This window comes from Streptomyces wuyuanensis (assembly GCF_900103455.1).
GTDB lineage: Bacteria > Actinomycetota > Actinomycetes > Streptomycetales > Streptomycetaceae > Streptomyces > Streptomyces wuyuanensis.
The window spans coordinates 158088-182048 of the sequence record NZ_FNHI01000015.1; the positions used below are offsets into that span (position 1 = coordinate 158088).

At 70.1% G+C, this 23961-nt stretch carries 22 protein-coding genes and 1 pseudogene; 9 read left to right on the forward strand and 14 right to left on the reverse strand.

Annotated elements, in window-relative coordinates:
• Positions 1-27 precede the first annotated feature (27 nt).
• The 5 genes from BLT82_RS22490 (at position 28) to BLT82_RS22510 (ending at position 7429) form a co-directional block, all read left to right on the forward strand.
• A complete protein-coding gene (locus BLT82_RS22490) occupies positions 28-780 on the forward strand; it encodes an SDR family NAD(P)-dependent oxidoreductase (RefSeq protein WP_093657649.1) in 753 nt (250 codons plus the stop codon).
• Positions 781-895: 115 nt separating this feature from the next.
• Entirely contained in the window at positions 896-2014 is a 1119-nt protein-coding gene (locus tag BLT82_RS22495) for an LLM class flavin-dependent oxidoreductase (protein ID WP_093657651.1), read from the forward strand.
• A gap of 96 nt (positions 2015-2110) precedes the next feature.
• On the forward strand, positions 2111-4135 hold the full coding sequence (locus BLT82_RS22500) for an N-acyl-D-amino-acid deacylase family protein (RefSeq protein ID WP_280142495.1): 2025 nt from the start codon (positions 2111-2113) through the stop codon (positions 4133-4135).
• Positions 4132-5637, forward strand: a complete 1506-nt coding sequence (locus tag BLT82_RS22505) for an aldehyde dehydrogenase family protein (RefSeq protein WP_404204913.1) — start codon at positions 4132-4134, stop codon at positions 5635-5637. Before BLT82_RS22500 ends, BLT82_RS22505 begins: the two co-directional genes overlap by 4 nt.
• A gap of 232 nt (positions 5638-5869) precedes the next feature.
• Positions 5870-7429: an APC family permease gene (locus BLT82_RS22510; protein ID WP_093657655.1), complete on the forward strand. Its 1560-nt coding sequence runs from the start codon at positions 5870-5872 to the stop codon at positions 7427-7429.
• 183 nt (positions 7430-7612) lie between these two features.
• Here the strand turns inward: BLT82_RS22510 and BLT82_RS22515 are convergent, their stop codons facing one another.
• Together BLT82_RS22515 and BLT82_RS22520 are read right to left on the reverse strand one after the other, a co-directional pair.
• Positions 7613-8629 carry an alpha/beta fold hydrolase gene (locus tag BLT82_RS22515; RefSeq protein WP_093657657.1) on the reverse strand — a complete coding sequence of 339 codons (1017 nt, stop codon included), beginning with the start codon at positions 8627-8629 and terminating at the stop codon, positions 7613-7615.
• A 173-nt stretch (positions 8630-8802) separates the two neighbouring features.
• Positions 8803-9264 carry a MarR family winged helix-turn-helix transcriptional regulator gene (locus BLT82_RS22520; protein ID WP_093657659.1) on the reverse strand — a complete coding sequence of 154 codons (462 nt, stop codon included), beginning with the start codon at positions 9262-9264 and terminating at the stop codon, positions 8803-8805.
• Between the two features lie 105 nt (positions 9265-9369).
• On the opposite strand from BLT82_RS22520, the gene BLT82_RS22525 reads away from it, so the two are divergent.
• The gene (locus BLT82_RS22525; RefSeq protein ID WP_093657661.1) at positions 9370-10233 is read left to right on the forward strand and encodes an SDR family NAD(P)-dependent oxidoreductase; all 864 of its coding nucleotides are present in this window, start codon (positions 9370-9372) and stop codon (positions 10231-10233) included.
• A 51-nt stretch (positions 10234-10284) separates the two neighbouring features.
• On the opposite strand, the gene BLT82_RS22530 is transcribed toward BLT82_RS22525, so the two are convergent.
• Complete coding sequence (locus tag BLT82_RS22530) at positions 10285-11805, reverse strand: CehA/McbA family metallohydrolase (RefSeq protein ID WP_093657663.1); 1521 nt, start codon at positions 11803-11805, stop codon at positions 10285-10287.
• A gap of 254 nt (positions 11806-12059) precedes the next feature.
• Here BLT82_RS22530 and BLT82_RS22535 point away from each other — a divergent pair, with 254 nt between their 5' ends.
• Positions 12060-12890: an LLM class F420-dependent oxidoreductase gene (locus BLT82_RS22535; RefSeq protein WP_093657665.1), complete on the forward strand. Its 831-nt coding sequence runs from the start codon at positions 12060-12062 to the stop codon at positions 12888-12890.
• A gap of 205 nt (positions 12891-13095) precedes the next feature.
• On the opposite strand, the gene BLT82_RS22540 is transcribed toward BLT82_RS22535, so the two are convergent.
• From BLT82_RS22540 to BLT82_RS22550, 3 genes are read right to left on the reverse strand one after another with little or no spacing between them, the layout of a single operon-like run.
• Complete coding sequence (locus tag BLT82_RS22540; RefSeq protein ID WP_208868007.1) at positions 13096-13476, reverse strand: ASCH domain-containing protein; 381 nt, start codon at positions 13474-13476, stop codon at positions 13096-13098.
• Positions 13477-13513: 37 nt separating this feature from the next.
• Entirely contained in the window at positions 13514-13711 is a 198-nt protein-coding gene (locus BLT82_RS22545) for a DUF397 domain-containing protein (RefSeq protein WP_093657669.1), read from the reverse strand.
• Positions 13708-14577, reverse strand: a complete 870-nt coding sequence (locus tag BLT82_RS22550; RefSeq protein WP_093657671.1) for a helix-turn-helix domain-containing protein — start codon at positions 14575-14577, stop codon at positions 13708-13710. Before BLT82_RS22550 ends, BLT82_RS22545 begins: the two co-directional genes overlap by 4 nt.
• 137 nt (positions 14578-14714) lie before the next feature.
• Between BLT82_RS22550 and BLT82_RS22555 the strand changes: the two genes are divergently transcribed.
• A complete protein-coding gene (locus tag BLT82_RS22555) occupies positions 14715-15194 on the forward strand; it encodes an ATP-binding protein (RefSeq protein ID WP_093657673.1) in 480 nt (159 codons plus the stop codon).
• Here BLT82_RS22555 and BLT82_RS38055 read toward each other — a convergent pair.
• Both BLT82_RS38055 and BLT82_RS38060 read right to left on the reverse strand, forming a co-directional pair.
• The gene (locus tag BLT82_RS38055; RefSeq protein WP_244292087.1) at positions 15185-15520 is read right to left on the reverse strand and encodes a Uma2 family endonuclease; all 336 of its coding nucleotides are present in this window, start codon (positions 15518-15520) and stop codon (positions 15185-15187) included. The genes BLT82_RS22555 and BLT82_RS38055 overlap by 10 nt on opposite strands.
• Positions 15499-15756: a hypothetical protein gene (locus BLT82_RS38060; RefSeq protein ID WP_244292090.1), complete on the reverse strand. Its 258-nt coding sequence runs from the start codon at positions 15754-15756 to the stop codon at positions 15499-15501. Before BLT82_RS38060 ends, BLT82_RS38055 begins: the two co-directional genes overlap by 22 nt.
• A gap of 142 nt (positions 15757-15898) precedes the next feature.
• Between BLT82_RS38060 and BLT82_RS22565 the strand changes: the two genes are divergently transcribed.
• Positions 15899-16234, forward strand: a complete 336-nt coding sequence (locus BLT82_RS22565) for a hypothetical protein (RefSeq protein WP_093657677.1) — start codon at positions 15899-15901, stop codon at positions 16232-16234.
• A gap of 177 nt (positions 16235-16411) precedes the next feature.
• Here the strand turns inward: BLT82_RS22565 and BLT82_RS36860 are convergent, their stop codons facing one another.
• The 6 genes and pseudogenes from BLT82_RS36860 to BLT82_RS38065 all read right to left on the reverse strand — a co-directional run bounded on the left by BLT82_RS36860 (position 16412) and on the right by BLT82_RS38065 (position 23774).
• Positions 16412-16795, reverse strand: a complete 384-nt coding sequence (locus BLT82_RS36860; RefSeq protein ID WP_143041516.1) for a hypothetical protein — start codon at positions 16793-16795, stop codon at positions 16412-16414.
• Between the two features lie 287 nt (positions 16796-17082).
• A pseudogene (locus BLT82_RS36445) lies at positions 17083-17415 on the reverse strand (RHS repeat domain-containing protein); the annotation flags it as partial.
• A 138-nt stretch (positions 17416-17553) separates the two neighbouring features.
• The gene (locus BLT82_RS22575; protein ID WP_093657681.1) at positions 17554-18039 is read right to left on the reverse strand and encodes a hypothetical protein; all 486 of its coding nucleotides are present in this window, start codon (positions 18037-18039) and stop codon (positions 17554-17556) included.
• Entirely contained in the window at positions 18036-22709 is a 4674-nt protein-coding gene (locus BLT82_RS22580) for a putative T7SS-secreted protein (protein ID WP_093657683.1), read from the reverse strand. The genes BLT82_RS22575 and BLT82_RS22580 overlap by 4 nt, the downstream gene beginning before the upstream one ends.
• Positions 22709-23356, reverse strand: coding sequence for a hypothetical protein (locus tag BLT82_RS22585; RefSeq protein WP_093657685.1), 648 nt, complete (start codon positions 23354-23356; stop codon positions 22709-22711). The genes BLT82_RS22580 and BLT82_RS22585 overlap by 1 nt, the downstream gene beginning before the upstream one ends.
• The gene (locus BLT82_RS38065; RefSeq protein ID WP_404204944.1) at positions 23337-23774 is read right to left on the reverse strand and encodes an SseB family protein; all 438 of its coding nucleotides are present in this window, start codon (positions 23772-23774) and stop codon (positions 23337-23339) included. Before BLT82_RS38065 ends, BLT82_RS22585 begins: the two co-directional genes overlap by 20 nt.
• Between the last annotated feature and the right edge of the window lie 187 nt (positions 23775-23961).

A 23961-nucleotide genomic window follows, 5' to 3' on the forward strand; every position in this document is an offset into this window, starting at 1 on the left:
CCGCACCTCGACCGTTGGGAGTACGGCATGGGAAAGCTGGACGGGCGCGTCGTCATCGTCACGGGGGCGGCGCGCGGACAGGGCGAGCAGGAGGCGCGGCTCTTCAGTGCCGAGGGTGCCAGGGTCGTCCTCGCGGACGTCCTCGACGACCGCGGCGAGGCGGTGGCCAAGGAGCTCGGGGGTCTCTACGTCCACCTCGACGTCGGCGACGAGGCAGGCTGGGCCGCCGCCGTCGGCGCCGCCAAGGACGCCTTCGGCCGGATCGACGGCCTGGTCAACAACGCGGGCATCCTGCGTTTCAACGAGCTGGTCAGCACCCCCCTGGAGGAGTTCCAGCAGATCGTCCAGGTCAACCAGGTCGGCGCGTTCCTGGGCATCAAGACCGTCGCGCCCGAGATCGAGGCGGCGGGTGGCGGCACCATCGTCAACACCGCCTCGTACACGGCGCTCACGGGCATGTCGTACGTCGGGGCGTACGCCGCGACCAAGCACGCCGTCCTCGGTCTGACGCGGGTGGCCGCGATCGAGCTCGCCGCGAAGGGGATCCGGGTCAACGCGGTGTGCCCCGGGGCGGTGGACACCCCGATGAGCAATCCCGACGGCGCGGACCCGGACGCACTGGACGGGCTCTACCGGCAGCTCGTGCCACTCGGACGGGTCGGCCGACCGGAGGAGGTGGCGAGGCTCGCGCTGTTTTTGACCAGCGACGACTCCTCCTACATCACGGGGCAGCCCTTCGTCATCGACGGCGGCTGGCTGGCCGGCGTCAGCGTTCTCTGACGGTTCGTCAGTCGGGTTGTCCTCGCTCTATTGACGCCCCGGACGTGCGGTGGAACAGTCGACGGAGTCGAATCTGACGATGCGTCAGAAAAGTAGGACGGGACGGTGAACCCCCTTGGAATTCGGGCTCTTTGTTCAGGGTTACGTCGGCAAGCGCGCCGAGACCGACCCGCTCGCCGAGCACAAGGCGCTCATGGAGGAGACCGAGTACGTCATCCAGGCGGACAAGTCCGGCTTCAAGTACGCCTGGGCCTCCGAGCACCACTTCCTGGAGGAGTACTCGCACCTCTCCGCGAACGACGTCTTCCTCGGCTACCTCGCCCATGCCACCGAGCGGATCCATCTCGGCTCGGGCATCTTCAACCCGCTCGCGCAGGTCAACCACCCCGTCAAGGTCGCCGAGAAGGTCGCCATGCTCGACCACCTCAGCGAGGGCCGCCACGAGTTCGGTTCGGGACGCGGGGCCGGTTCGCACGAGATCCTCGGCTTCCTCCCGGGCATCACCGACATGAACCACACCAAGGAGATCTGGGAAGAGACCATCGCCGAGTTCCCCAAGATGTGGCTCCAGGAGGAGTACGAGGGCTTCCAGGGGAAGCACTGGTCACTGCCCCCGCGCAAGGTGCTGCCCAAGCCGTACGGGAAGTCCCACCCGCCCATGTGGTACGCGGCCGGGTCCCCGCCCTCCTACGCCATGGCGGCCCGCAAGGGGCTCGGCGTGCTGGGCTTCAGCGTCCAGAAGGTCTCCGACATGGAATGGGTGCTGGAGCAGTACAAGACCGCGATCCGCGAGGCGGAGCCCATCGGCGACTACGTCAACGACAACGTGATGGTGACGTCGACCGCCGTCTGCGCCCCCACGCACGCGGAGGCGGTGCGCATCGCGGCGGCCGGCGGGCTGCACTACCTGCAGTCGCTCGTGTTCCGCTACCACGACACCTTCCCGCGGCCCGAGGGCTTCCCCGTGTGGCCGGAGACCCTGCCGGAGTTCAACGAGGAACTCATCGAACTCCTCATCCAGGAGGAACTGCTGATCTGCGGCGATCCGGACGAGGTGCTGGCGCAGTGCAAGCGGTGGGAGCAGGCGGGAGCGGACCAGCTGTCGTTCGGCCTGCCGATCGGGATCTCCAAGGAGGACACCCTCCAGACGATCCGCCTGGTCGGCGAACACGTCATCCCCAAGATCGACACGGACCCGGTCCACCGTACGACGCGGTTCCGCGAGTCCGCGTGACCCGGGTCTGACGCCCCGGTCCCGCTGCCGGGCGAACTCCGAACCGGGGCTTCGTCGGAGGCGCGGAACCGGACACCCAGGACCGCGGGCGGTGGCATCCCGGGCCGCCTCCCGCATCCGGCCCGGCCGGAGGGTCACGCGGCCGCGGCCGGCCGCGGCGCCCCCGGCCGGGCCACGCCCGCATCCGCACCGGGCCCCTACCGCAGTGCGCACCCGAACCGCCGCACCGCACCCGCACCGCCGCACGCCCGCGACCACCGCCCCGCGCAAAGCCGACCGCTCCCGGGCCGACCGCGCTGCCCAAGCCGACCGCCCCGGCGCCCCGGCGTCGACGCCCGACCCCGTGCCGGCGGCAGCGCCCCGCACGCGAAAGGGACGACCATGCTCGACCACCTCATCACGCGCGCGACCGTCGTCGACGGCACCGGCGCACCCGCCTACACCGCCGACGTCGGCATCCGCGACGGCCGCATCGCCGTCATCGCCGAGCCCGGCACCGTCACCGAGGAGGCCCGGACCACCGAGGACGCGACCGGGCTCGTCCTCGCCCCCGGTTTCGTCGACCCGCACACGCACTACGACGCCCAGCTCTTCTGGGACCCGTACGCCACCCCGTCCCTGAACCACGGGGTGACGACGGTCGCCGGCGGCAACTGCGGGTTCACCCTCGCTCCGCTCAACCCCGACCACCCCGAGGACGCCGACTACACACGGCGGATGATGTCCAAGGTCGAGGGCATGTCCCTGGTCGCCCTCGAAGAGGGGGCGCCGTGGAACTGGCACACCTTCGGCGAGTACCTGGACGCGCTCGACGGCCGTATCGCCGTCAACGCCGGCTTCATGGTGGGCCACTGCGCCCTGCGCCGGCACGTCATGGGCCCGGACGCCGTCGGCGGCAGGCCCACCGACGAGCAGCTCCGGCAGATGCTCACGCTCCTGCACGACGCCATGGACGCCGGCGCCTGGGGCCTGTCCACCACCCAGTCGTCCACCCACTCCGACGGCGACGGCAACCCCGTGGCCTCCCGGCACGCCGAGCCCGCCGAACTCCTCGCGCTCGCCCGGGCCGTCGGCGAGCACGAGGGCACCCAGCTCGAGGCGATCGTCGCCGGCTGCCTGGACCGGTTCGCGGACGAGGAGATCGACCTCCTCGTCGAGATGAGCGCCGCCGCGGGCCGGCCGCTCAACTGGAACGTGCTGACCGTCGACGCCGCCGTACCCGAACGCGTCCCCCGCCAGCTGGTGCCGAGCGAACGGGCCCGCCGTGCCGGCGGCCGGATCGTCGCCCTCACCATGCCGATCCTGACCCCGATGAACATGTCGCTGGGCACCTTCTGCGCCCTCAACCTCATCCCCGGCTGGGGCGAGATCCTGGGCCTTCCCGTGCCGGAGCGGATCGCGAGGCTCCGCGACCCGGACGTCCGCGCGGAGATGCTGCGCCGCGCCGCGTCCAAGGAGGCCGGGGTCTTCCGCAGGCTCGCCGACTTCGAGCGGTACGTCATCGGCGACACGTACTCCGCCGCGAACGAGGGCCTCACCGGGCGCGTCGTGCGCGACGTCGCCGACGAACGCGGCCAGGACCCGTTCCGGTGCCTGGTGGAGATCTGCGCCAACGACGCTCTGCGCACGGTCCTGTGGCCGATGCCCACCGACAACGACCCGGCCAGCTGGGCCCTGCGGGCGGAGACCTGGCAGCACGAGGACGTGCTGCTCGGCGGCTCCGACGCGGGCGCGCACCTGGACCGGATGTGCGGGGCGCCGTACACGACGAGGTTCCTCGGCGACTGTCTGCGCGGCCGGAGGCTCGTCGGCCTGGAGGCGGCGGTGAAGATGCTCACCGACGACCCGGCACGGCTCTTCGGGCTGCGCGAACGCGGCCGGATCACCGAGGGCCACCACGCGGACCTGGTCCTCTTCGACCCGGAGCGGATCGACGCGGGACCTGCCACCCTCGTGCACGACCTGCCCGGCGACAGCCCGCGGCTGGACTCGCGCGCGACGGGGATCGTGTCCGTGCGCGTCAACGGGGTGGAGGCCATCCGGGACGACAGGGTGACCGGTGCCGTGCCGGGCCGGGTGCTGCGCTCCGGCCGCGACACCAGGACGGTGAGCACCAAGTGACCGGTGGGCACCGGGCGGCCGGGCGGTCCGCCGCGCCGCGGACGATCACCGGGCAGCGGCTCTTCATCGGCGGGGAGTGGGTCGAGCCGGCTCGCGGCCACTACGAGGTGGTCGACCCGGCCACGGAGGAGGTCGTCGGCCTCGCCCCGGAGGCGAGCCGGGACCAGGTGTACGAGGCGGCCGCGGCTGCCCGGGAGGCCTTCGAGGCGTGGTCCCGCACGGCACCGGAGGAGCGGGCGGCGGTCCTCGACCGGGCGGCGGACGTCGTCCGGCGGGAGTTCGACGCGTACGCGGAGCTCGCCCGGGCCGAGACGGGCGCCACCACGGGCACCGCGCGGGGCATGCAGGTAGCGGTCGGGGTGTCCCGGTTCCGCCGGTACGCGAAGGGCGCGCTGGAGCCGGTCGAGGAGGGACTGCCGCCGCAGGTCAACGAGGCCGGGCCGATGGGGCGGGCGGGCGTCTTCGGCGCGCTCGCCGCGCGCCGCCCGGTGGGCGTGGTCACGTGCATCACCTCGTACAACAACCCGTGGGCCAACCCGGCGGGCAAGGTCGCCCCCGCGCTCGCGATGGGCAACACGGTCGTGGTGAAGCCGGCCCCGCAGGACCCGCTGTCGGTGTACCGGATGGCCGAGGCGCTCGCCGAGGCGGGCGCCCCGCCGGGCGTCGTCAACGTGGTGTCCGGTTCCGGTACGGAGGTGGGGGAGGCCGCCGTGGACTCTCCCGACGTCGACATGGTCAGCTTCACCGGTTCCACGGCCGTCGGGCAGCGCATCGGCGAGGTGTGCGGGCGGAGCATGAAGCGGCAGCTGATGGAACTGGGCGGCAAGGGCGCCGCGCTGGTCTTCGACGACGCCGACCTCGATTCCGCGGTTCTGGGCATCGGCACGACGTTCGCCTTCTACAGCGGCCAGATCTGCACGGCGCCGACCCGGGTGCTGGCCCAGCGCGGGGTGTACGAGCGGCTGGTCGAGCGGCTCGGCGCCTTCGCCGGCCGGCTGAAGGTCGGCGACCCGGCGGAGCGGGACACCGTCGTCGGCCCGGTGATCTCCGCCGCCCACCGCGAGCGGGTCGAGTCGTACGTCGAGCTGGGCAGGAAGGAAGGCGCGCGCCTGGTCGTCGGCGGGGAGCGCCCCGACACGGCGCGCGGCTTCTACGTCGCCCCGACGCTGTTCGCGGACTGCGGCAACGAAATGCGTGTCGTCCGGGAGGAGATCTTCGGCCCGGTGGTGGTCGTGGTGCCCTTCGACGACGAGGAGGAGGGCGTCGCGCTCGCCAACGACAGCGACTACGGACTGATCGACTACGTCTGGTCGGGCGACGCGGCCCGGGCGTTCCGGGTGGCGCGCCGGCTGCGGGCCGGCGGGGTCGGGGTCAACACCGTCGGCCGGAACATGGAAGCGCCGTTCGGCGGTTTCAAGAAGAGCGGGGTGGGGCGTGACGTGGGTTCGTACGCGCTCCACGCGTACAGCGAGCTGCAGGCGATCGTGTGGCCCGGGGGGTGAGCCGCCGACCGGGAGATGTAGCTCACGGGAAATTTTCCAAACGGGCAAAACGGGCACTGCTGCGGTTTTCGCAATCCGGAACGCCTCGCCCGACACCTGCGAATGCCGAGATTCGGGGCTTCCTCGCCTTTCAATCGGTGGCGCGAATCCCTTGAATGCATAAGCATCCAAGGTTTCGTATGTGAAGTTGGCGCCTTCGGATACGGGAACCGCAGCACTTAACGTCCTCTCCATGACTCAGCTGGAGACGCGGCCCCAGGTCGGAGACACGGTACGGGGACGCTCTGAAGGGGGCGTCCGGGCCAAGGGGCTGGAGAAGAACTCCGTCGGCCTGCTCGGCAGTGCCGTCATCGGCATCTCGACGGTCGCCCCCGTGTACTGCCTGACCTCGACCCTGGGCTCCACGGCCGGCGAGGTGGGCCTGCAGATGCCCGCCGTGTTCCTGGCCGGCTTCCTGCCGATGCTCCTCGTCGCCTTCGCCTACCGCGAGCTGAACCGGGTGATGCCGGACTCCGGCACCTCCTTCACCTGGACCGTGAAGGCCTTCGGCCCACGCGTGGGCTGGATGTGCGGCTGGGGCCTGGTGATCGCCACGATCATCGTGCTCTCCAACCTCGCCGGCGTCGCCACCTCCTATTTCTGGCTGCTGGCAGGAGAGATCACGGGCAGCGAGTCGGTCGCCGCCCTCGACGGCAACAAGGCCGTCCACATCGTCACCTGCCTCGCCCTGATCGCCGTCGCCACCGCGATCAGCTACCGCGGCATGACCGCCACCAAGCGGGTGCAGTACACGCTGGTCGGACTCCAGCTCGTCGTCCTCGCCGTGTTCGTCGCGATGGCCCTCCAGAAGGCCGGCAGCGGCGCGTTCGACACCGGCATCGACTTCTCCTGGTCCTGGATGAACCCCTTCGCGGTCCAGTCCTTCGCGGCCTTCACCGCCGGCCTGTCGCTGTCGATCTTCATGTACTGGGGCTGGGACGCCTGTCTGTCGACCAACGAGGAGACCACCGGCTCCGACCGGACCCCCGGCCGCGCCGCGCTCATCGCGATGGTCGTCCTCGTCGGCTCGTACCTCGCCACCGGCGTCGCCGCCCAGATGGCCGTCGGCTCCGGCGACAAGGGCCTCGGCCTCGCCAACCCTGACACCTCCGACAACGTCTTCGCCGCGCTCGCCGGCCCCGTCATGGGCCCGGTCCTCGGCGTCGCGCTCTTCGTCGCCGTGCTCGCCTCGGCCGCCGCGAGCCTCCAGACCACGTTCATCCCGGTCGCCCGCACCGTGCTCGCCATGTCCTCGTACGAGGCCCTGCCCGAGTCCTTCTCCAAGGTCCACCCGCGCTTCAAGGTCCCCGGCCGCGCCACGGTCGTCGCGGGCATCGCCACCGGCGCTTTCTACACCGTGATGACGCTGGTCAGCGAGCACGTCCTGGTCGACACGATCTACGCGCTCGGCCTCATGATCTGCTTCTACTACGCGCTGACCGCCTTCGCCTGCGCCTGGTACTTCCGCGGCGAGCTCTTCCGCTCCGGCCGGGACTTCGCCTTCAAGGGCCTCTTCCCGGTCCTCGGCGGCCTGCTGCTCTCGGCGGTCTTCGGCAAGACGCTCTACGACATGTGGGACCCGGCGTACGGTTCCGGCTCCTCGGTCTTCGGCGTCGGCTCGGTCTTCGTGATCGGCGTCGGCCTGCTGCTCCTCGGCGGAGTGATCATGCTGGTGATGCAGCGGCGCAGCCCCGCCTTCTTCCGGGGCGAGGTCCTGACGAAGGACACCCCGTCGCTGGTGGTCCCGGACTGATCGGCTCGTGGTCCCGGACTGATCCGCCCGTGCCCCCGGACCGAGAGCCGGTGGTCCCGGACTGATCCGCTGATCCGGACTGATCCGCCCGTGCCCCCGGACCGAGGGCCGGTGGTCCCGGACCCAACGGCCCGCCCCCGAAGGGCCGGGCCCCCGTCCCCCGGGGGCCCGGCCCTCCCGGTCTCAGCGCTGCCCGGGGCCGCCCGGCAGGGCGCGCAGCCAGTCGACCAGGAGCGCGCCGACCTCGTCCGCCCGTTCCTGCTGGACCCAGTGGCCGCAGCCCTCCAGGATGTGGGAGGAGACCAGACGGGGAAGGGTGGTCGGGTACGCCTTGATGGCGTCCGCCATCCACACGGTGGGCCCGTCGTGCTCTCCGCCGATGAACAGGGACGGCTGGGTGATCGGCGCCCCGTCCCAGGCCGCGAGATCCACCCAGTCCCGGTCGATGTTGCGGTACCGGTTGAGCGGGCCGGTCAGGCCGCCGCGCTCGAACTCGCCCGCGTAGAAGTCCAGGTCCTCCTCGGTGAGCCAGGCCGGCAGCGGCTCGCGGGGGAACCGGTCGCAGAGCCTTCCGCCCGCCGGGGCGAAGAAGCGCGGCCCGTCGGCCGAGGGCTTCACCTCGCCCGAGGCCCCGGCGTAGAACCCCGCGAGCCAGGACCTGACGTCCGGCTCGATCTCGGCCTCCGCGCGGCCGGGCTCCTGGAAGTACTGGATGTAGAACTCCTCCGCCGCACCGAGCCGTGCGAACACGTCGGTCGGCGGGAGATCGCCGCCCCGCGGCGCGTAGGGCACGCTGAGGAGCGCCACCGCGGTGAAGAGATCCGGTCGCAGCAGTGCGGTGTTCGCGGCGATGGGCGAACCCCAGTCGTGGCCCACGATCACCGCGGACTCCGCGCCCAGGGCCTTCACCACCGCGACGTTGTCGGCGACGTGGGCCAGCATCCCGTAGGCCTCCCGCTCGACGGGCTTCGACGACCGCCCGTAGCCGCGGACGTCGATCGCGACCGCGTGGTAGCCCGCCGCGGCGATCACCGGAAGCTGGTGGCGCCACGAGTACCAGGACTCGGGGAAGCCGTGGACCATCAGGACCAGGGGCCCCGAGCCCTGTTCCACCAGGTGGATGCGTCCGCCCGGGGTGTCCACGAGGCGGTGCCGCGGCTGCTGCCCGGACGCGGTGGAAGAGCTGACGGGGTGTGACATCCGGCCTCCTGGGGTTGCCCTCGGGCTCCTGCGCGGTGCCGGCGGCGGCCCGTGCGCGGGTCATCGGTACCCCACAGGCATACCGCTCAGCCGCTTTCCTCGAACGTGGCGACGGACGGCCCGGTGCTTCAGGTGGGCCCGGGCTCTCGGGGCCGCCCAGGCGGGCCTCGGCGTCAGGCGTCCTTGTGCGCCTTGAGCTTGCGCCAGACCGCGCTCAGGGCCTCCATGTCCCGCTGGTCCAGTACGTCGGTGAAGACGGGCGCCAGGCACGCGCGCCGGGTCGCGTCGGCCTCCTCGAAGACCCGGCGCCCCTCGGCGGTGAGCGCGACCTCGACGGAACGGGCGTCCCTGGCCGACGGCGTACGGGAGACCAGCCCGCGGGCCTGCAGCGCGTCGAGGACGCGGGACACCTGGCTGCGGCTCAGCATGGTGCTGTTGCCGAGTACGGAGGCGGCGACCGGCTCGTCGCTGCTCGCGAGCCAGAGCATCACCTCGAACCAGGAGACGGGCAGGTCGTGGGCCTTGGACAGGGCGCGGTCGACGCGCTCGGTGAGCACGGTCCCGGCCCAGACCAGGCCGTAGAAGGCGTGATCGGCCTCGGGCATCTCCGCCGGGGTGAGTTTCCTGGTCGCCATGCCTCCGATCATACCGGCTTGCGTGTGTGCACACACAATGCTTAAGGTGTGTGTACACGCACGGATCTCCGGGTGTGCTTTCCCTCCACTTCCGAAGGAACCCTCATGTCCTCCTCCACCACCTCCCCCACCTCCTCCAAGGTCGTCCTCATCACCGGCACCTCCTCCGGCATCGGTCTGGCCGCCGCGGTCGCCGCGGCGAAGGCCGGCTGGCGCACCGTCGCGACCCTCCGCGATCCGGGCCGCGCCGACGCGCTCCGCAAGGCCGCCGCAGAGGCCGGCGTCGAGCTCGACATCCGGCAGCTCGACGTCGTCGACGAGACGTCCGTCGCCGCCGCGGTCGACGGGGTGATCGCCGACCACGGCCGGCTGGACGCCGTGATCAACAACGCGGGCGCGGGGCATCTCGGCACCCTGGAGAACGACACCGTCGCCGACGTCCGCAAGGTCATGGAGGTCAACTTCTTCGGTGTCCTCAACGTCTCCAAGGCCGCCTTCCCCCATCTGCGGGCCGTCGGCGGCCGGCTGATCACCGTCACCAGCGTCGGCGGAGTCGTCGGCCAGCCCTTCAACGAGGCATACTGCGCCGCCAAGTTCGCCGTCGAGGGCTACATGGAGAGCCTGGCGCCGGTCGCCGCGTCCGTCGGCGTGAGCGTGTCCGTTGTCGAACCGGGCGCCGTGGCCACCGAGTTCGTCAACAACGTCGGCCTCGACCCGGAGGCGGAGATCGCGGCGGCGGGCCCTTACGCCCCGGCCCTCGACGCCTACGTCAACCGCACCGTGGCCCAGTTCCTGACCGGCGCCCAGACCCAGGACGAGGCCGCCGCGGCCGTACTGGAGGCGCTGACGGCGGACCGGCCCGCGTTCCGTCTCCAGACCTCCGACTGGGCACGCGACTTCACCGGCATGAAGCTGAACGACCTGGACGGCTCGGCGGTGCTCGGGACCACGGGCGGCTGGGTGGCGTGAACCGCCGCGGAGAGGGCCGCCGGGCCGTCCCTGTGACGGCCGCCGCGGGCCCTACCCCGGGTGCCCCAGGAACACCGGGTTCGTGAACGCCGCCAGCGGCCCGGGGAACCCCGGGATCGGCACGACCGCGGGATGGCGCACCTCCGCGCGGACGTACGCCGCGTAGGCCGCCGTCGTACGCCACTCCACCGTGCCCTTGCCCTCGGCGGGGAGCGCCACCGTGTGCAGCACGCCCTGGTCGGTGACGATCCGGGCGGTGCGGCCCGGGGCGCCGGTTACCTCCAGGCGGACCGTCACCGGGTCGTCCGCGTCCACCCGGAGCCGCTCGCCGATACCGGCACGCCGGCCCCGGCCGCCGTACGCGGCGAACGACAGCGACACGGCCGACGACTCGGCGACGTAGGACCGGCCGGCGCGCAGGCCGTCCAGGATCGCCTCGCGCGTCAGGTCGTCGGCGAGGACGACGGTCTGCGGGGTGCCGACCGCGTCCGGGTCCCGGTGCGCGTCGCTGCTGCCCATCGCCGGGGTCCAGCGGCCGCCCGAGCGGGCGGCGGCGACGAGGGTGCCGTCCCAGTCCGCGAGGGACACGTCGTCGTCCGGGGTGTACGGCCCGTTCCACACCTCCACCGCGTCCGCCTCGCCGAAGCCGAACTTCCAGTTGCAGCCGACGCAGGTGGCGTGCGGGTGCGCGGGCACGACGAGGCCGCCGGCGCGGCGGATCGCCCGGGCGTAGTGGCCGAAACGGTTGTCCCTGGCCCGGTAGCGCCAGTCGACGAACGTGCCCGGGTCGGTGCCGAGCGCCACGACGTGGCCGTTGCGGGTGGTGACCTCCTCACCCAGGAGCACCAGCAGGTCGTCCCCGGCGGCGTCCGCCCAAGCCCCGTGCGCCGCGTGCGTGTTGTGCTCGCTGCTGTTGACGAAGTCCAGCCCCGCCGCCCGGGCGAGGGCCGCGATCTCGTCGGGGGTGCGGAGGCCGTCCGAGTACCACGAGTGCAGATGGCAGTCGCCCCGGTACCAGTCACGCCCCCGGCCCTTCGCCCGCTCCGGCGGGTACACGGGCTTCGGCGTCGGCGCCGGCTTCCCGTACGTGAGCGTGACGGTCACGGTGTACGCGAGGCCCTGCGGCGCGATCGTGTACGGGCCGAGTGCGATGTGCCACGTGCCCGCCCGTACCGGCCCCGCGACGTAGCCGGGTGTCGCCTCGTCGCCCCGGATGAAGAACTCGCTGCGCGCCCCGCCGGACCAGCCGCGGAAGCCCTCGCCGCCGAGCGCCGTGCCGCGCTCGTCGAAGATGCCGATGTCGAGGGCGTTGCCCTGCGTGCCGGCCGGGACCTGCGGCCTCTCGTACGTGTACGACACCCGGATCTCCGCGACCCCGCGCGGCACCTCGACGGGCAGGTACACGAAGTCGGGGGAGCCGGGCGGCAGGGTGCCGCGCACGACCTTCGTGGTCTGTCCGTTCGCGGTGTCCGCTGCCTCGGCGAAGCTCACGCCGCCCAACGTAAGCGCGGCGGCCGCTCCCGTCACGAACAGTCCGCGTCTGCTGAGGTTCGCGTCGTCCTCGTTGCACATGCCGTCGGCTCCCCGGGGGTGGTGAGAGGGACAGGAGTGGTACTGGTGCCTGGCGCCCTCAACCTCGTACCCGGCCGTGAACGGGACGGCAAGGGGCGGGGGTCGACGAATGACCGGGACATGGCGTTCCGCCGTCCGGCGCGGGGGACGCGCGCCGTCCCCCTTCCGGTCCCGCGCTCTCGGAATCTCGCGCCGCAGCGCGTAGCTTGGGCCCCGCCACGACCAGAGCAGCCGACGAGGGCGGAGGAGCCGCTGTGCGGATCTCGACCACGATCTTCCTGACGGACGAGACGATCACCCCGCCGCGGCTGGCGCGGGAACTGGAGGAACGCGGCTTCGCCGGGCTGTACCTGCCCGAGCACACCCACATCCCGGTCGAGCGGACCTCCCCCTATCCGGCGGGCGGCGACCTGCCGCCCGAGTACGGCCGCACCCTCGACCCCTTCGTCGCCCTCGGCCAGGCCGCTGCGGTCACCACCACCCTCGGCCTCGGCACGGGCATCACGCTGCTCGCCCAGCACGACCCCATCGCCCTCGCCAAGCAGATCGCGACCCTCGACCACCTCAGCGGCGGCCGCTTCACCCTCGGCGTCGGCTTCGGCTGGAACAGGGAGGAGGCGGCGGACCACGGCGTGGAGTGGTCGACGCGGCGCGATCTCAGCCGCGACCGCATGCATCTGATGCGCGCGTTGTGGGCCGCCGAACCCACCGCGTACGACGGCGACTTCGGCTCCGTCCGCGCCTCCTACGCCTACCCGAAGCCGGCGAGCGGCCCCGCGCCCCGCACCCTGGTCGGCGGCGCGGCCGGCCCGAAGCTCTTCTCCCACATCGCCGACTACGCCGACGGCTGGCTTCCGATCGGCGGCCGGGGCCTCACGGAGTCGCTGCCGGTCCTGCGGGAGACCTGGTCGGCGGCGGGCCGCGACCCGAAGGCCCTCCAGATCGTCCCGTACGCGGTCCTGCCGTCGCAGGGCAAGCTGGCGCACTACGAGGAGCTGGGCATCGACGAGGTCGTGCTGCAGTTGCCGCCGGCGGGGGAGGGGGAGGTGCTGCGGGTGCTGGACGAGTACGGGAAGTATGTGTGACCCGCTACCGGTCCCGGCGGACGGTGCGGCTTCGGTCAGCCGCTGACAGCGGGCTGCCGAGCGCCGGGGCCGGCAGGGGTTTCGTGTCCGGTACGCCGCCTGACGGGCCCGTGCGCGCGAGGCAACCGTGCTCCTCCGGCTCCCGCAGAGCGGCGGCGATCCTGATCTCACCCGGCAACGAGCCACGACCAACCAAGAGATCGTCCTACTGCGCAGGCGCGACGAGCCGGAAGGCCAGGCACACGAGGGCTGTGCGGTCGTCCACGGGTGTGCCGACGGAGTCCCAGAATCGGCGGTGACCGGTGCGCCACTCATCGAGCGAACGGTCGCCCTCACCTTCGGCCGAGGCATGCTCCCAGGCGATGTCGCCGAACGTGGTCAGCTCCACGCCGGTGATCTCGACCGTGGCGACGCAGTCGCCATCGCTGTCGAGGAGGGCGAGACGCTCGCCGGTGAACTCCAGCCCTTCCGTCTCCTCGACGTACTCGGAGAGCAGGCCGGTCGTGGCGGTCTTTCTCCCCGCCAGAACGAGGGCGTTCAGCCTCTCCCGCAGCTCACCGGCCGTGCCGAGCTCCAGCGCTCGCATGCCGTTCACTCGTGGCCACATGGCCCCAGCCCTCTTCTCAGCCCTGCGTGATGTGTCCTTGAGCGTAGGAGACGAACGAGGCCCAGGAGGCGGGGGCACAGGCAAGCTGAGGGCCGGCGGGGTTCTTGGAGTCGCGGACGTGGACGGTGGAGGGACAGGCGGCGACCTCGACGCAGGCGCCTCCTTCCCCGTCGCTGTAGCTGCTTTTGAACCAGCGGATCTGCTCGCTGCTCATCGGCGTTCTCCCAGCTTCTTCTCGATCAGGGCCAGTGACTCGCGGGGTGTGAGGGCTTGCGCTCGGATGATCCCATAGCGTTCCGTGAAGACGCTGACTTCCTCATGGTCGGTGATCAGGCGGGAATGCCCGTAGATTTCCGTGTACGCCACCTGTCGCAGTCCCTTGGGCGTCAGCAGGATGAACGCGCCACCCATGCTGGGATGTTCCTCGCGATCAGTGGTCATCACCTGGAGCTCGACGGTCCGCAGCCGACCGATGTGGAGCAACCGACGCAACTGGTGCTCGTGAACGGTCGCCCCGCCGATGGGTCGCTGGAGTACGGACTCCTCCACCACGAAGCTGAACGTCGGCGCGGGCCAGCGCTCGAAGATCTGCTGGCGAGCGAGCCGGTCGGCCACACGCTTCTCGATGGTCCGCTCGTCGAGCAGGGGTCGCCGTTGGGTGAACACGGCCCGCGCGTACTCCTCGGTCTGGAGAAGACCGGGCACTGCCTGATTGCTGTAGTCGTGCACCGCGAGGGCCTCCGCCTCGGCCTTCGCGTAGTCCCGGAACCAGTCCGGATGCCGCGTCCGTGCCTTCGCGAGCGCCTTCTCCACGTCCGGGATCGCCGCCTTCAGCACACCGCGCGCCCCCAACACCTCGTCCGCCAGCCGCAGAAACGCCGGCTGGGGCGTCCGTACCCCGCGCTCCATCGAAGAGACCAGCGCCTCGCCGCAATGCGTGGCGGCCCCCAGCTCTTTCTGGCTGAGTCCGGCCGCCTCACGCAACACCTTGATCTGCTTGCCGAGTGAGTTGAAGAGCAGCGCCGTCCCGTCCTCCTCGGCGGGCCGTTCCGGCCGTTCCTCGCGTTCCGCGTCCGCCATACCCCGTACCGCCCTCACACCTGCCGCAGTGGTCACGGTCCACGACCCGTACAGCGCCCCGGCCGTACTCGTACGGCTACGCTCCGTCGTGTCGCAAGTCCTGGTCAGGGTATCCACGACCAACCACGCTCAGTGACATGAAAGCCGAAACCGCTTCCCCCACGGTCGAGTTCACCCAACGCCTCAGCACCACCCGCCGTGGCGCCCGCCTCGCCCGGCGCTTGGCCCTCCACTGCCTCGACGACTGGGGCATCCCGTACGGCAGCGAACTCTCCGACTCCGCCGCCCTGATCGTCGCCGAACTCGCAGCGAACGCGGTCACCCACGGCCGCGTCCCCGGCCGCGACTTCGAACTGCGCCTGCTGCTCACGGGGGCCACCCTCCGCATCGAGGTCTCCGACACCCGATGCGAACGTGCCCCGCTCCCTCCCGCGACACCCCCACCCACCGACGCCGAGACGGGCCGCGGCCTTCTCGTCGTGTCCGCGCTCGCCACGGACTGGGGCGCAACGGACCGTTCCGTGGGCAAGACGGTCTGGGCCGAGCTGCCCGGTCCGGTTCGAGGCGTGGACAGTGGCGACGCGTCCGCCGGCGCCTCGCGCGCCCGTCACCGGTAGCGGACGAGCGCCGACGTGTCGAACGTCCACCGCCCGGCCGGCACGACGTCCCCGAACCCGTACGGCACGGAGCACCGGTACCTGAGGCCGTCGGGTCCGTCCTTGGGCTCGGAGTGGACGGCGATGGAGCCGTTGCGGGGGTCCACCACGACGTACAGCGGTACGCCCATCCGCGGATAGTCATCCAGCTTGGTGACGAGGTCGTTCTTGGGGTTGCTCTTCGAGACGATCTCGACCACGAGGAGCACCGCGCGCGGATTGACGGACTCGGCCTGCGGGTCGACGTCCTCGGTCGGGAACGCGATCAGGGCGGGAACCTTCTCCAGACCGGTGACGGGATCCGTCTGTCGGTGTCGTTGACCGCGGAGATGCCCGGAGTCTGCGCCCTGATCTGCTCGCGGAAGGCGTCGACATTGGTGGTGTGGGGCAGATCGAGGCTCATCATGACGAGCTTCACCTCGCCGTCCGTGGTCTCCACCCTCCAGCCCTTCTCCAAGTGCTCCGCGCACTCGGAGAGGTGCCGGGCCACCTCCTGCATGCGCCGGATCTGCTCAGGGCTCATGCCGCTCCCGGTGTCCTCCAAGGGTTGCCCTGTGCAGCGTAGCTGCGGAGCGTGGCGGTGGGTGGATTCGTCCGAGTTCCGTGAGGGGGCGCACGGTGAGGGACGAGGATCTTCCGGTGTCCTCGTCGGCCATAGTTGCCGCATGGCATCCACGACGATTCGCGTTCCCCGTGAGACCCGAGATCATCTTGCGGCCCTCGCAGCCGAACGTGGTCTCACTCTCGGCCAACTCGTCCAGCAGCTGGCGGAGCGTGAGCCGACGCGGGCGCAGATCGCCGAACGGCTTCGCACCGATCGCGACGCCGGGCGCCGGAACATGGGGGCGGACATGACCGACGACGAGTTCGACCAGGCCTCGGATATCCTCGCCAACATTTGCAAGATCGCGGCGGACCAGGTTCGAGCCGCACGGGGCGACGCAGCTTTGCGTCATTTCCCCGACGGCTTCGGCGGCCCTCCTGCCGCTACCCGTCCGTAAATGTGCCGGAATGCGTCATCGAATTCCAATGCGAGCTCGCCCATGCCGACTTGTAGGGTCCTCACGCGGCGCAATTCGCGTGCTGCAGGCCATTTCTGCTGCCTCCTGCAGGGAACGCTATGTCAATTCTCCTGATATGTGAATATTATTCGCCGATCGCGCAGGTGAAATATGCAGTCAAACCATATAAGGATAGAGGTGCATGTCCGGCGTTTCGAACTCAAGTGAAGCGCCGATGCTCACTCGTGAGGTATTTCGCGCTGCTTCAATCAGTACGATGTCCGTGTCGACCCGCAGCGCTACGACTCCGTCTTCCTCGTCGACCGATTGGACGGTGCCGCGCAGTCGGACTTTCCTATCTGAATACTCTCCCGAAATTTGATCTGCGCCGGAGGTGAGCCTCCAATCGGAAACAGGTTCCGGGATTTCCAACTCAATGTCGTAAACCCCGGCTACGGGATCACTTTCATCGCGCCAGCGTCCCCATGCCGACCCGCTTGGTCCAGCGAAGGCGACAATTCTTTCTTGAGTGTCCAGAATTTCGGTGATTGTGATTCTCATGTCTATTTCAATCCTAGCGGCACTCGCACCATTGTGTTATCCACGATCGAAGTGTTCGAGGAGGCGATGAAGGTCCAGGTTTCCTTATGGAAATGGAATTTGGTGGGCTTGCTGTTCATTTCGTGATCGCCGAGGCGGATGCTGCGCGTGCCGTCGGCTGAAACGAGTCTATTAGGGTCGGGCTGACCAGTACGAGGGTGAATGTTTGTATACGGTCCATCCCCGAGGAAATTCTCCCACTCGCTCATTACTTGGTGCGGCTTCAGGGGCTTCGGGGCGATGACCTCCGGTGTGTTGATCACCGTTTCCGGCGGAATGCATGGTGACAGGCCGAGTGGGTCGACAGTCGTGTAACGAGCAGTCTCAGGGTCGTAGTGCCGGTGGAAGTTGTAGTGCAGCCCCGTCTCCGGGTCGAAGTACTGCCCCGGGAAGCGCAGCGGCGTGTACGCCGTGCTCGACCTCGCCCATGTCGTCGTGCCCCACAGCGTGCTGCGCGTGTGCCAGGCCAGTTCGCCCGACTCGTCGATGAGTTCGCTCGGGGTGCCCACCAGGTCGGTGATGATGGCGAAGAAGCACTCGTCGATCGCCTCCTGCGAGGCCTGCGAAGGGGTGAGGACCTTCCGTGTCCTCGCCGGCCATAGGCGCCTCACGGCGTAACCGGCGATTCACGTTCCCCGTGAGACCCGCGATCATCTTGCGGCCCTCGCCGTGAGACATCCTATGGGCGAGTCTGGACCGGCCTTCACGCCAGGCCCCCGTCACCCCAGGCTGACACTCCACACGTCGCCGTGCCCAACCCAATCGTCACGCTCTTCGTGGTCGTTTGAAACCAGCACGGATACCTTGGTCGAAACGAAGCGATATTCCATGAAGTCGCCTTGATCAGTAACCTTCGGATCTTCCAGAGGGTCTTGCAGGCAGGAAAGCGCCTCGTTCAGCTCATCCCATGTGGCGTACTGGGGAAAATCGACGTGCATGTCCTCTTGCCACCGTCCGGACAAGCTGTGGTTCCTGGCTAGTTTATGCAGCTCTAGCGAGCCTCCCGTCACGACCCAGTCGGGGCCCGGGTTGAAGTAGAACTCTACAAAGCCGTAGTCCCTGCGCAGTGAGAGACCCTCTTCGTCAATGACGTCGATGAAGTCGGAGTGGATTGCCTCGTCTACCTGGGTGAGTGTCGATCCGATCCCTACCCCGTGCAGTCGCCCTGATGCGATAAACGAGGCAATTACTTGAAGAGCGTTCACGGCCAGTTCTCCAGCTTTTCGATCAGCGCTTGCATTTCCGCCGAGCGGTTCTTTTTGTTTCCCCAGTTGTGATCGAGCATATGCTCTTGTGCGGACTTGGCCTTGGCTAGGAGGTCATCGCGCAATTTAGGGTCACTGTTGACGGCGTCGACGGCTGCCTTGACGCTCTTATCGGACGCCCATCCCGTCTCGAGCCTGATCGGCTCTCCGGTGATGGTTCCACTATCGTCGACATAGATTCGAACTTCGTCTTCGAGCCCTGGCTTTTTCTTCAACGGAATGTGGATGTGTGCTCCTTTCGTCGCCCAGTCGGAGGCCACAGGGGAAACGCGAATCTTGCAGGGTTTCAGGCCGAGAGGATCGGACCAAGTGAGGGGGTTGGCCACGTACATGGCCGGACTTGGTGCGGGTTCGAGCCCGAGAGGGTCGGAGCTGACGTACCGTCCCGTTTCAGGGTCGTAGTGCCGGTGGAAGTTGTAGTGCAGCCCCGTCTCCGGGTCGAAGTACTGCCCCGGGAAGCGCAGCGGCGTGTACGCCGTGCTCGACCTCGCCCATGTCGTCGTGCCCCACAGCGTGCTGCGCGTGTGCCAGGCCAGTTCGCCCGACTCGTCGATGAGTTCGCTCGGGGTGCCCACCAGGTCGGTGACGATGGCGAAGAAGCGCTCGTCGATCGCTTCCTGCGGCGCACGCGATGCAGGCGAGGACGGCGACGCTTGTGACCCGTCCGCCGGGAGGATGCGTTCCGTCTGGGCCAGCGGGCGGAGGCCGTCGTGGTCCCAGGTCAGGGACACCGGATGGGGCAGGTCCACGGACTCCGCCGTCTGTTCGCACAGCGTCGCGCCGTCCCAGGTGAACGACACCCGTTCGACCACCGTGACGCCGTCGTCACCGAGGCGCTGCTTCGCGATGCGGCGGCCCAGCGCGTCGTAGTGGTAGCGCCACACCGTTCCGTCCGGTGTGGTCACGGATGTGAGCCGGTCCTCCGCGTCCCACGCGTAGCGCCAGGTGTCCGGTTTGCGTGACAGGCGGGTCTTCTGGCGCAGCACGACGCGGCCCTGCGCGTCGTGCTCGTAGCGGACGCCGCCCGCGCGGGTGACGCGGGTGCCCGTGTAGGCGCGGGAACCCGTGGCCTCCTGGCCGGGGTGCGTGTCGGGCCAGGACGCGTCGGTCTGGTTGCCCGCCGCGTCGTAGGCGTAGCGCTCGGTCCAGTTCGCGGCGTGGACCGCGGTGACGCGCCCCTCGGCGTCCAGGTCGAACGTCCTCGTGCCGGAGAGCCGGTCGTCGATGCCGACGAGGTGGCCGTCCGCGCGGTAGGAGTAGCCGCGCCGCTGGAGGCTGCCGCTCGCGCCCGTGACGTGCTGGTCCGTGAGCCGGCCCATCACGTCGAAGGCGTGGTGGAGCGTGACCGTCCCGCCGATGCGGCGGGCGAGTTCCCGGCCCGCCGCGTCACGGTCGAAGCCGATCGTGCGTCCCGAGGTCGTCAGCTCCGCGCGGTGCCCGGCGGCGTCGTACGACCAGGAGCTGACCGCACCACCGGGCGTCGTCCTCCCGGTCCGCCTGCCCAGGACGTCGTACGCGAACGTCGTCTCGCGGCCGTCGACCGACTCCGACCTCAGCCGGCCGTAGCGGTCGCGCAGCCGGGTCAAGGTCGCGTCCGGCCCCGCCGCCACCGCGAGTTCGTCGAAGACGTCGTACTCGTACGTGGTGACGGACCCCTCGGCGTCCTTGCGGACGACCTGGCCGAGCGCGTTGCGTGTGAACCGCACGCGCTGGCCGAGGCCGTTGCTGCGGGACGCGAGGCGGCCGGCCGCGTCGTACTCGTACGCAAGGGTCCGGTCGTCGAAGTCGGTCTCGGACTTGAGCAGGCCGACGGGGTCGTATTCGTAGTCCCAGGTCAGGCCCTGGGGGTTGGTCACCCGGGTCAGACGCAGATTGGAGTCGTGGGCGAACTCGTACCGCACCCCGTCCGGGCCCGTCCGTGCCACGAGGAGGTCGAAGTCCGTGTACTCGAAGGTGGTGACACCGCCCATGGCGTCGGTGTGGGTGGTGCAGTTGCCCTCGCCGTCGTACGTCCACGACTGCACGCTGCCGTCCGCCTCGACGCGCCGCGCGAGCTTGCCCTCGACCGTCCATTCCAGCCGCGTCACCGCGCCGAGCGGGTCCGTGATCGCGACCGGCCGGCCGAAGGGGTCCCGTTCGCAGCGTGTGGTCGCGCCCAGCGGGTCGGTGATCTCCAGCGGAAGCCCGGCCCGGTCGCAGCGCACGCGCGTGGTGTGTCCCAGGGCGTCCGTGACCGAGGTCGGATGCCCCGCTCCGTCGTACGTGAAGTGCGTCGTCGCGCCCGCGGCGTCCGTCGCGGAGGTGCGGTTGCCGCGTTCGTCGTACGTCCGGCGTACCACCGTCCCGTCGGCGCCCCGGACGCGCACCGGCAGGCCCAGGCCGTCGTACTCGGCCGTCAGTTCGCGGCCGTCCGGACGCCGCACGGCCACCGGGCGCCCGGCCTCGTCGTACGACGTGCTGGTGACGTGGCCGAGCGGGTCGACGGTGGCGAGGAGCCGGTTGAACGGGTCGTACTCGAAGCGGGTGACGGCGCCGTTCGCGTCGATCTCGGCGACGACCTGCTGGCGTTCGTTGACCACATGGCGCTTGGTGTGGCCGAGGCCGTCGGTCATCGAGGTCATGCGCAGGCCGGTGTCCGGGTCCGAGTCGTCCCAGGTGAAGTGGGATTCGACGTGGCCGTTCGTGCCGGACTGGTACACGCACCGGTCGAGGCCGTCGTAGACGTAGTCGTAGTGGCTGCCGTTGGTGTCGGTCCACGACGTCATGCGGCCGAGGTCGTCGTAGCCGAACCGCACCGGCAGGCCGGTGGAGTTGACGACCTCGGTCAGATGGCCGTCCGTGTAGCCGTACCGAAGGATCTCCACGTCCGAGCCGTCGGCGGCCGCGCCCGCGAGGTGCAGGGCGGTGACCCTGCCCTCGTCCGTGGTGAGCTTCAGGTGGTAGCCGGCGTGGTGCACGATCGACGTCGGAGCGCCGGACTCGTCGTGGTCGAAGCTGATCCAGCGGCCGTTGCGGTCGTCGAGTTGCGCCAGGAGTGCCAGTTCGTCGGTGTGGTCGGTGAAGTGCCACACCCGGCCGGTGTCCGGGTCGGTGACCGTGTAACCGCCGTCCGTACGCTCCAGGGGCCAGCGCCTGCCGTGCGTGGGCAGCACCCGGACGCCCGGTGCGGGATGCGGGTAGGCGAGCAGGCTGCCTTCGTCGCAGGCGAGGACGACGCCCTCGGAGTCGATCTCCAGACGCTGGTCCACGGTGCTGGACCACGTCGGGCCGAACCAGCGGCCCGCCCGGTACGACGAGTCGAAGGTGCGCCGGAACACCAGCGGCAGCGAGGCGGGGAGGGCGATGTCGGTCTGCGGCAGCAGGACGCGGCCGCTCGCGATGTCGACCGGGTCTCCGTCGCACTTGGTCTCACTGCACTGCTTGCCCTTGCCGTCGGGGTCCTTGGTGTGCCCGTCGCGGACCTTCGACGGGCTGTCGGGTACGCCCTTCATCCCGGCCCTGATCCCGCCCCGGACCAGCCCGGCGCCCTTGCTGCCGACGATCTCCGGGATGAGGCGCCCCAGGAACTCCGACGGATCGCCCTTCGCCGCGTCCCAGGCGTTCTTCAGCGCGCGGTCGGGGTTCGCGGCGGTGGAGACGAGCCCGGCGAGGGTCATGTTGAGACCCTTGTAGTACTCGGCCGGGTGCGTCAGGTTGTACGGATCGAGAGGGTTGACCGAGCGGACGAAGTTGACGAGGCCGGCCGCCCCCTTGACGACGCCACCGGTCAGATGGGTCATCTCCACGCCCTGGGCCAGGCTGTAGTCCGCCAGCTCGAGCTTGACCTTGTCGCGGCCCGTGGGCTCCTCCGGAGCATGGGCCATGGCCGCCGTGACCGCCGTCTTCGCGGTGTCCGCGGCCTCGTTGCGGTGCCGGCGGGCCTCCTTCAGGATCTCCTGCGCCCGCTGCCGCTTCGCCTTGCCGGGGTCGGTGAACGGGCCGGGCCGGGGCGGGGGACTGTCGCTGTTGCGGGCGGCGTTGTAGGCGTCGACCTTCTTGTTGTACGCGTCGGCCGCCGTTTTGGAGTCCGCGTCGCCCTCCTGGTAGAGGGCGATGGCCTCCCGCGCCTTGCCCTGGGCGGAGGTGACCGCCTTCGCATAGGTCTCCAGTGCCTTCGCCGCGGCCTCGAAGGCGTCGGCGGCGTGCAGCCAGTCCGTCGGCAGCGTCTCGATCTTCTTGCGGAAGGTGTCCGCCGCCTCGCCCTTCCAGTGGGCCGAGTCGAGCTTCTTCATCCCGCCGCCGACGAGGTCGAACGCCTTCTGGAAGTCGCGGAGGTTCTTCACCGTGGAGGTGATCGCCTCCGGGTTCCCGTGGATGAGCTCGTTGGCCTCCTCGGTCTGCCCGAGTTGCTGCTCGCCCACGTCGGCGCCGAGCGAGGAGGCGGTCTCGTCGCCCCAGTCCTCGACGCTGTCCGCCCAGTCGTCCGCACCGACCTTCTCCAGGCCCTCGCCGATCCGGTCGGTCGTCCAGTCGACTCCCTCGCCGACCTTCTCCTTGGCCCTGTCGATGCCGCTGTCGACGACGTCGATGCCCTTGTCGAGGGCCTTTCCCAGATCGCCCAGATCCACCATCAGCGGCGCTCCCCCCAACGCGGCTCCTCGGCCTGCGCGATCGTCTCCTGCGACGGATCCAGCGTCTCGCGCAGTTCGGCGTCCGTCGCCTCACGCAGCTTCGGGTCGATGAGCCCCTGGCGCTCGAAGGCGTCCATCTGCGCGTCCATCACGTCGTAACCGGTGTTCTTCCAGGTCTGTTTGACCTCCTGGTGCGCCTCGGAGAAGGACTCGGCGCTCCAGTCGGGGTCGTCGATGGCGGACTGCGTGCTGATCTCGTCCCAGCTCTTGCCCTTGACCTCGTCCTCGCTGAGGTGCGGGTTGCCGTTGAGCGAGTTCACGCCGATCTTGATCGAGTCCTTGACGTACTGCTCCTGCTCGGCGAACGAGCCCGCCGAGAGGCCGACGGCCTGCGCGAACCCGTTCCCCTTCAGCGTCAGCGCCCGGACGCCCCACTCCCAGCGGTCGCAGAACGTACGGAACGCGTCGGCGAGACCGCCGTGGCCGAGCTCCACCCCGGACAGGGAGAGCTCCGAGAAGCCGCGCCCCGCGGTCGCCTCGCCGATCATGCCGAGGTCCTTGAGCTCGGAATGCGCGAGGTCGATGCCCTTCACGATGGCGGCGAGCGCCTCGGGCGGCGCCTTGAGATCAGGATCCCGCCCGGTCATCGCGCGCCCCCGTTCCGTTCCCCGTCTCGCCGAGATCCACCGCCACCGCGTCGGGCACGATGCCCCTGACCGGCGGGAACAGCATGCCGTCGTCGCTGCCCGCGTCGAGGGCCACACCGCCCGGCCCCGGCAGCTCGGGCACCATCACGTCCAGCAGGCGGGCGCCGAGGATCCTCCGGTACTTCCACTCGCGGCGGGCCTCGCCCCGCGCCAGGGCGAAGCGCGCCAGGGCCTCCTCGTTCGAGAAGGCACAGATCCAGCGGACACCGTTCAGATCGGCGGTCCACAGGCTGTCGTGCTCGTCGAACGGTACGAGTACGGCGGTACGCCGGAATTCCCCGAGCAACCGCGCAAACTGCCGCCTCGCCGCAGTCAGTTCGCGGTCGTCCGCCCCGCCCGCGGTCCCGCCCACGGCCACGCCCGCCCTCGTGTTCGCCGCGCCTGAATCCGGTGTTTCCGGCACTTCGGGCGCGGTGTGGTCGATGGAGTCGCCGGCCGGCGGTGCGGATGCGGTCCAGTCGGCCAAGTCGGCCAGTTTTGAGGCCCGATCGGTCCGCGAAGTGTCATCCCCGTTGTCACTCACGGCGGAATGCTGTCATGGGGCC

Bases quoted from the DNA above. Each gene is read 5' to 3' on its own strand.
- BLT82_RS22510 (WP_093657655.1), top strand. From the start codon at position 5,870: ATGACTCAGCTGGAGACGCGGCCCCAGGTCGGAGACACGGTACGGGGA.
- BLT82_RS22585 (WP_093657685.1), bottom strand. From the start codon at position 23,356: ATGACCGGGCGGGATCCTGATCTCAAGGCGCCGCCCGAGGCGCTCGCC.
- BLT82_RS22525 (WP_093657661.1), top strand. From the start codon at position 9,370: ATGTCCTCCTCCACCACCTCCCCCACCTCCTCCAAGGTCGTCCTCATC.
- BLT82_RS22490 (WP_093657649.1), top strand. From the start codon at position 28: ATGGGAAAGCTGGACGGGCGCGTCGTCATCGTCACGGGGGCGGCGCGC.
- BLT82_RS22565 (WP_093657677.1), top strand. From the start codon at position 15,899: ATGGCATCCACGACGATTCGCGTTCCCCGTGAGACCCGAGATCATCTT.
- BLT82_RS22540 (WP_208868007.1), bottom strand. From the start codon at position 13,476: ATGCGAGCGCTGGAGCTCGGCACGGCCGGTGAGCTGCGGGAGAGGCTG.
- BLT82_RS22545 (WP_093657669.1), bottom strand. From the start codon at position 13,711: ATGAGCAGCGAGCAGATCCGCTGGTTCAAAAGCAGCTACAGCGACGGG.
- BLT82_RS22550 (WP_093657671.1), bottom strand. From the start codon at position 14,577: ATGGCGGACGCGGAACGCGAGGAACGGCCGGAACGGCCCGCCGAGGAG.
- BLT82_RS38060 (WP_244292090.1), bottom strand. From the start codon at position 15,756: ATGAGCCCTGAGCAGATCCGGCGCATGCAGGAGGTGGCCCGGCACCTC.
- BLT82_RS22555 (WP_093657673.1), top strand. From the start codon at position 14,715: ATGAAAGCCGAAACCGCTTCCCCCACGGTCGAGTTCACCCAACGCCTC.
- BLT82_RS22515 (WP_093657657.1), bottom strand. From the start codon at position 8,629: ATGTCACACCCCGTCAGCTCTTCCACCGCGTCCGGGCAGCAGCCGCGG.
- BLT82_RS36860 (WP_143041516.1), bottom strand. From the start codon at position 16,795: ATGAGAATCACAATCACCGAAATTCTGGACACTCAAGAAAGAATTGTC.
- BLT82_RS22520 (WP_093657659.1), bottom strand. From the start codon at position 9,264: ATGGCGACCAGGAAACTCACCCCGGCGGAGATGCCCGAGGCCGATCAC.
- BLT82_RS22530 (WP_093657663.1), bottom strand. From the start codon at position 11,805: ATGTGCAACGAGGACGACGCGAACCTCAGCAGACGCGGACTGTTCGTG.
- BLT82_RS22580 (WP_093657683.1), bottom strand. From the start codon at position 22,709: ATGGTGGATCTGGGCGATCTGGGAAAGGCCCTCGACAAGGGCATCGAC.